General features: G+C 70.2%; 4 protein-coding genes. All 4 read left to right on the top strand.

Going from position 1 to position 6,943, the window contains the following annotated elements; genetic code table 11:
• Positions 1-740 (top strand): methyl-accepting chemotaxis protein (locus CEK65_RS02245; RefSeq protein ID WP_226980447.1); only part of this gene is annotated, 740 nt, incomplete at its 5' end.
• 686 nt (positions 741-1,426) lie between these two features.
• Complete coding sequence (locus CEK65_RS02240; RefSeq protein WP_152180629.1) at positions 1,427-3,925, top strand: methyl-accepting chemotaxis protein; 2,499 nt, start codon at positions 1,427-1,429, stop codon at positions 3,923-3,925.
• A 335-nt stretch (positions 3,926-4,260) separates the two neighbouring features.
• Positions 4,261-4,695 (top strand): hypothetical protein, encoded by a 435-nt coding sequence (locus CEK65_RS02235; protein ID WP_226980448.1) that lies wholly within the window; start codon positions 4,261-4,263, stop codon positions 4,693-4,695.
• Positions 4,692-6,899 carry a methyl-accepting chemotaxis protein gene (locus CEK65_RS02230; protein WP_152180627.1) on the top strand — a complete coding sequence of 736 codons (2,208 nt, stop codon included), beginning with the start codon at positions 4,692-4,694 and terminating at the stop codon, positions 6,897-6,899. Before CEK65_RS02235 ends, CEK65_RS02230 begins: the two co-directional genes overlap by 4 nt.
• Positions 6,900-6,943 lie beyond the last annotated feature (44 nt).

The following is a 6,943-nucleotide window of genomic DNA, read 5'->3' as shown; positions in this document are numbered from 1 at the left end:
GCCAGGCCAACCAGTTGGCAGTGGGTGCGGCGGCGGTCGCCTCGCAAGGCGGCAGCGTGGTCGGCCAGGTGGTCGAGACCATGAGCGGCATCGAGGCCTCGTCGAAGAGGATCGCCGACATCATCTCGGTGATCGACGGCATCGCCTTCCAGACCAACATCCTGGCGCTCAACGCCGCCGTGGAAGCCGCCCGTGCCGGCGAACAGGGCCGCGGCTTCGCGGTGGTCGCCAGCGAGGTGCGCACCCTCGCCCAGCGTTCGGCCAATGCCGCCAAGGAGATCAAGACGCTGATCGACGACTCGGTCGGCCGTGTCGCCACCGGCTCGGCGCTGGTCGACCAGGCGGGCCGCACCATGAGCGAGATCGTGGCCTCGGTGCAGCGTGTCACCGACATCATGGGCGAGATCTCGGCCGCCTCGCAGGAGCAGTCCGCCGGCATCGAGCAGGTCAACCAGACCGTCACCCAGATGGACGAGACCACCCAGCAGAATGCCGCGCTGGTCGAAGAAGCCACCGCCGCCGCGCGTTCGATGGAAGAACAGGCGGTGCAGCTCAGCGATGCAGTCGCGCTGTTCAAGATCGACCGTGTCGCCACGATCGCGCCGCCGGCCGCGGTCCGCGCGGCACCGGCGAAGCCGGCGGCGCGGGTTGCGAGCAAGGCCGGCGCGGCGCCGCAACCGGCGGCACGCCGTCCGGTCGTGGCCGCCGCCAGCAACGGCGATGCCTGGCGGGAGTTCTGAGGCCGCGGTGGCCAGGCGCACACGGCCTGGCCACCTCGCCTGCACCAGCGGCACATTCCGCCATTCCCTGCCTGATCGAACGCCGGCTGTCCCGACGCGCGCTCGACACGCGCCGCCATCGGCCATCGCCCCGCGCCTCCTCGCCATCATCGCGTGCCTGCCACGGCGCGCCAGCGCCCGACTGCCCCTGCCTCGCCCGACCTCGATGCCGGCCCGGCACGGCCGGATCACGCCCACTGCAGGCGACACCAGCGACGGCGGCGCGGCACGTCCATCGGCGAATGGACCGAGCGAGGACATGCCAACACCCGCCGGTCACCGCGGTTCCCGCAGCCTTCTCGACAGGCCTGCACATCCCGGAATCGTGCGGCCGTTCGCAGATCGCGCAGCTCCTGCATCGGCGCTGCATCCGCAGCGCGCCGCAGCGCGTATGTCCTGCCCACTCCTTTTCTCACATGGGCGCCACAACCCTGATGGCCGCGTAACTCCGCCAAGATCACAGATTCAATCTTTGTCTCAAGCCGCCGCTAAAGATCTGCCCGATTCGGCCGAGTGCTGGCGATCCCCTCGCATGCACGCGTCTTCGCCCGGCGAAGTTCGATCGCTGTCCGCCCCCCTGCATTCCCATCGCATGCGCTTGCTCGCGAGCGCATGCCTTCTTTCGCTTTCCCCCAGAGACCCGCGCAATGACGTCGCACTCCGCGAACCACGCCGCTCCGCCCGCCTCCGACCGCCGCTCGCGTTTGCGGGTCTGGCACGACCTCCCCATTGCGCGCAAGCTCAGCCTGATCGGCGTGCTGGCCTTGATCGGGCTGGCCATTCCCCTGCTGCTGTACACCCGCACCCTCAGCGACGGCGTGGAGGTCAGCCGCGCCGAGCTGCGCAGCTACGCGCCATTGCGCGAGATGCTGCGGCTGCTGGCGGCCCTGCAGGAAGAACAGGTCGGCGCCGTCGCCGACACGGCGCAGGCGCGCGACACCGCGGACCGGGCGCTGCGCGAACTGCAGCGGACCGTGCCGGCCCTGCCCGGCTTCGAGCGCAGCACGGCGGCGCTGGCGCAATTGCAGCAGACCCTGCAGACCAGGCGCAGCGACTTCGCGGCGGTCGCCGACCAGGCCGACGACGCGCTGGACGCCCTGCGCGACGACAGCCAGCTGGTCTATACGCCTTACGTGGAAAGCTACCACCTGGTGGTCAGCAGCCTGATCTACGCCCCGGTGACCAGCCAGACCCTGACCCGGCTGGACGCGATGCGCGACCCCTCGCAGGCCGGCGCCGACACCCCGGTCCTGCGCGCGCAGATCGCCGAACTGGCCCGCGATCAGGGCCGCCTGCGGCATGAGCTGAAGAAGGCGTTGGGCCTGCTCGAACAGCCGGATCCGGCCCTGTCGCAGTCGGTCGCCGCCGAAGCCGCCGTCGCCGATCGCGCCCTGCCGCAACTGGCGCAGGCCCTGGACGGCGGCAGCGCCGATGCCGATCAGCGCTGGAACGCGGCCCTGCATGGCTGGGACGAGGCCTTGCACGGGCTGAGCGCCACCGCGTTGCAGGCGCTGCAGCGCCAGTCGCAGCGTCATCTGGACGCCTCGCTGCAGGCGATGTGGACCGCGGTGGCCGGGCTCGGCGTGCTGACGCTGCTGATCGCGGCGATCTGCGCGCACACCCTGATCACCCTGACCCGCAACGTGCGCCGCGCCGCCGGCGTTGCCGCCGACATCGCCGAGGGCCGCCTCGACGCCCGCATCGTGGTGCCCAGCCGCGACGAAAGCGGTCGGCTGCTGGCCGACATGCAACGCATGCAGCAGCAGCTGCGCGAGGTGCTGGCCGCGCAGACCGAGATGGCGCGGCGCCACGATGGGGGCCAGACCAGCTATCGCATGGACGAGAGCAGCTTCCCCGGCGACTACGGGCGCATGGTCCGCGACAGCAATGCCCTGGCCGCCGCGCACATCGCGGTGACCGAGCGCCTGGCGCAGATCATGGGCCGCTATGCCATCGGCGACCTGTCCGAGGACATGGACCGCCTGCCCGGCGAGAAAGCCCGCCTCAGCGAGACGATGGACACGGTCAAGCACAACCTGACCGCGATGAACAGCGAGATCAAGCACCTGGCCGTCGCCGCCGCGGCGGGCGACTTCAGCGTGCGTGGCGACGCCGCGCGCTTCCAGTACGACTTCCGCCTGATGGTCGACAGCCTCAACCAGCTGATGGCCACCGCCGACGGCAACCTGCAGGCGCTGTCCGCCTTGCTGCAGTCCATTGCCGCCGGCGACCTGACCGCGCGCATGCACGGCCAGTTCCAGGGCGTGTTCGCCACCATGCGCGACGACGCCAATGCCACCACCGAGCAACTGGCCGCGATCGTCGCGCGCATCCAGACCGCGGCGGTCAGCATCAATGCCGCGGCCAGCGAGATCGCCACCGGCAACGACGACCTGTCGCGCCGCACCGAGCAGCAGGCGGCCAGCCTCGAGGAAACCGCTGCGTCGATGGAAGAGCTGACCTCCACGGTCAAGCAGAACGCCGAACGTGCGCGCCAGGCCAACCAGCTGGCCGCCGGCGCGGCCTCGGTCGCCTCGCAGGGCGGCGACGTGGTCGGCCAGGTCGTGCAGACCATGAGCGGCATCGAAGCCTCGTCGAAGAAGATCGGCGACATCATTTCGGTGATCGACGGCATCGCCTTCCAGACCAACATCCTGGCGCTCAACGCCGCGGTGGAAGCGGCGCGTGCCGGCGAGCAGGGCCGCGGTTTCGCCGTGGTGGCCACCGAAGTGCGCACCCTCGCCCAGCGATCTGCCAACGCCGCCAAGGAGATCAAGACGCTGATCGACGAGTCGGTCGGCCGCGTCGCCGAAGGCTCGGCCCTGGTCGAGCGTGCCGGCACCACCATGCAGGAGATCGTGACCTCGGTGCAGCACGTCACCGACATCATGGGCGAGATCGCGGTCGCCTCGCAGGAGCAGTCGTCCGGCATCGAGCAGGTCAACCGCACCGTCACCCAGATGGACGAGAGCACCCAGCAGAACGCCGCGCTGGTGGAAGAAGCCACCGCCGCCGCGCGTTCGATGGAGGAGCAGGCCGGCCACATGCGCCAGGCCGTAGCGGTGTTCAAGGTGCAGGCGGCGGCATCCTCGGCGCGTGCGCCGGCGGTACCGGCCGCGCGCAGGCCGGCACACGTGGCCGCCTGAGTCCAGGCGCGCGGGTCGCGCCCCCCAGGCTCGGCCTGTCACGCCGCGCCGCCGGAACAACAACCCGATATGCCGATCGGCCGCGGAACGCCCCCGCGGCCGATTGCGTTTCCGGGCCTGCAAGGCAGCCCTTTTTTTCGAAAACCCGCCACCAGCGTCGTTACCACTGCGTGAAATGTGATGAATACCACCTTAAGGATCGATAGGCGCTGTCGATAACGTGAACAGCCGGTGAGTGCCGGCGTCGCGCTGGCCGGTTTCCAATGCAGGCACTATCCACCACGACGCCCCGTTGGGGAGGTTTCACCCGCCTGCCATGGGGGCTGTTGCTGCTGGTGCTCTGGAGCATCTGGGCGGCAAGCCAACTGGTGGCGCTCGCCAGGCCGCCGCCGGCCGACAGCGCCGCGGCCATTCGCGCGCGCCTGCTGGCCTTTGCGCCCGCCATCGACGCTGCCGACGGGCAGCCCGTGGCGTTCCGCCTGCGCGTGGCCGGCTGCGAGTGCGCTGCACCTGCGGCGCTCGCACTTTCAGGGATGCGCAGCGTGGACCTGCGCGAGCGGCTGGCGCCGCCGTCCCTGCCCTATGCACTGATCGTCTTCGATGCGCAGTCCCGCCTGATCTATGCCGGCCCGGCACAGCTGGCCGGATGCGGCACGTCCATCGCCGCCGCGTCGCTGCTGCCGCGGCTGCTCGCCACCAGCGGCGCTGCGCCGCTGATCTCTCCCGCCCAGTGCGGATGTCCCACCGACTCCAAGGAATCCCTCTCATGAGCGCCTCGCCTACCCAAGGCAGCTTTCTCGTCGGCAACGAGCGCTACGTCTACCTGCAGAAACTGGCGGCGCAGGCCGACCGGCTGTTCGTGGTCGTCGCGGTCCTGGCCACCCTCGCCAGCCTGGCCGCCGCCTGGCATCAGGGCGCGTGGACGCCGTGGCTGGCGGTCAGCCTGCCGACCCTGGCCGTCATCGCCCTGCAGGTGAAGCTGCATCCGGGCAGCCTGCTGAGCCGCTGCACCGTGGCCTTGGGCCTGATGGTGCTGGCCGCGGCGCTGATCCAGCAGGCCGGCGGCATGATCGAAGTGCACTTCGGCGTCATCCTGCTGATCGCGCTGCTGCTGTACTACCGCGACTGGCGGCCGATCATGGTCGCGGCCGCCGCGATCGCCGTGCATCACGTGCTGTTCTTCTGGCTGCAGCACCGCGGCCTGCCGGTGCGGGTGTTCACCGCCGAGGCCGGGATCGGCATCCTGGCGATCCATGCGCTGTACGTGGCGGTGGAAGCGGCGATCCTGGTGCCGATGGCGGTGCAGATGCGCCGGCAACTGCTGGACGTGGGCCACGACCCGCACGCCCTGGCCCAAGCCGCGCGCGCCATCGCCCAGCAACAGCCGCTGTCGGCCGCGATCCGCGAGCTGGACCTGCCGGAAGGCTCCATCGCCCACACCCTGGTGGCCGCCAACGCGCAGCTGCTGCGCAGCCGCGAGCAGGACAGCGAGGCCCAGCGCGAGACCCAGCGCATCCGCAGCGCGCTGGACGATGTCACCACCAACGTCATGATCGCCGATGCCGACCGCCGCATCGTCTACGTCAACCGCCCGCTGCTGCAGATGCTCAGCGAGGTGCAGGAAGACCTGCGCCGCGACCTGCCGCAGTTCGATGCCAGCGCATTGCTAGGCAAGACCATCGACGTGTTCCACCGCCATCCCGAACACCAGGCGCGCATGCTCGCCGAGCTGACCGGCACGCACCGCGCGCAGATCCGCGTCGGCGGCCACACCATGCGCCTGATCGTCAATCCGGTCACCGACGCGACCGGCAACCGCCTCGGCTTCGTGGTGGAATGGGCCGACCGCACCGACGAAGTGGCGGTGGAAGAGGAGATCGCCGGCATCGTGCGTGGCGCGGTCGCCGGCGACCTCGGCGGACGCATCCGCCTGGACGACAAGCACGGCTTCCTGCTGCAGTTGGGCGAGCAGATCAACGCCATGCTCGCCGCCAGCGCCTCCGGCCTGGGCCACATCCAGCAGATGCTGCGCGCGCTGGCCGAGGGCGACCTGTCGCGGCGCATCGACGCCGACCTGCAGGGCGTGTACGCGAACATGAAGGACGACGCCAACGCCACCGCCGAGCAGCTGTCGGCGATCGTGCGGCAGATCCAGGGCGCCTCGGACGCGATCAACACCGCCGCCGGCGAGATCGCCGCCGGCAACGACGACCTGTCGCGTCGTACCGAGCAGCAGGCCGCCAGCCTGGAGGAAACCGCCGCCTCGATGGAGGAGCTGACCTCCACCGTCAAGCAGAACGCCGAGCATGCGCACCAGGCCAACCAGTTGGCGGTCGGCGCCGCGGCGGTCGCCTCGCAAGGCGGCAGCGTGGTCGGCAAGGTGGTCACCACGATGAGCGGCATCGAAGCCTCGTCGAAGAAGATCGCCGACATCATCAGCGTGATCGACGGCATCGCCTTCCAGACCAACATCCTGGCGCTCAACGCCGCGGTCGAGGCCGCGCGTGCCGGCGAGCAGGGCCGTGGCTTCGCCGTGGTCGCCAGCGAGGTGCGCGTGCTGGCGCAGCGTTCGTCCAACGCTGCCAAGGAGATCAAGGACCTGATCGACGATTCGGTGACCCGTGTGGCCGAAGGCTCGGCCCTGGTCGACCAGGCCGGCCGCACCATGCAGGACATCGTGACCTCGGTCCAGCGCGTCACCGACATCATGCGCGACATCGCCTCGGCCTCGCAGGAACAGTCGGCCGGCATCGAGCAGGTCAACCAGACCGTCGTGCAGATGGACGAGGCGACCCAGCAGAATGCCGCCCTGGTCGAGGAAGCCAGCGCCAGCGCCCGGTCGATGGAACACGAGGCGGGCGAACTGGCACGGGCCGTGGCATCCTTCACCCTGGAGCAGCGCCCGCCGTCGAACGCGGTCGCCACTGGCGGCAACGTGCAGCCGGTCTACAAAAAAGTCCAGCTCAGCCGATAGCATGCGTGGGGCGGCCCGACGCGGTGCCGCCCCACCCACCTCCA

Source organism: Xanthomonas sp. LMG 12459, from assembly GCF_009192905.1.
Lineage (GTDB): Bacteria > Pseudomonadota > Gammaproteobacteria > Xanthomonadales > Xanthomonadaceae > Xanthomonas_A > Xanthomonas_A sontii.
The sequence above is the reverse complement of the archived record's forward strand: the minus strand, read 5'-3'. Positions and strand labels throughout refer to the sequence as shown.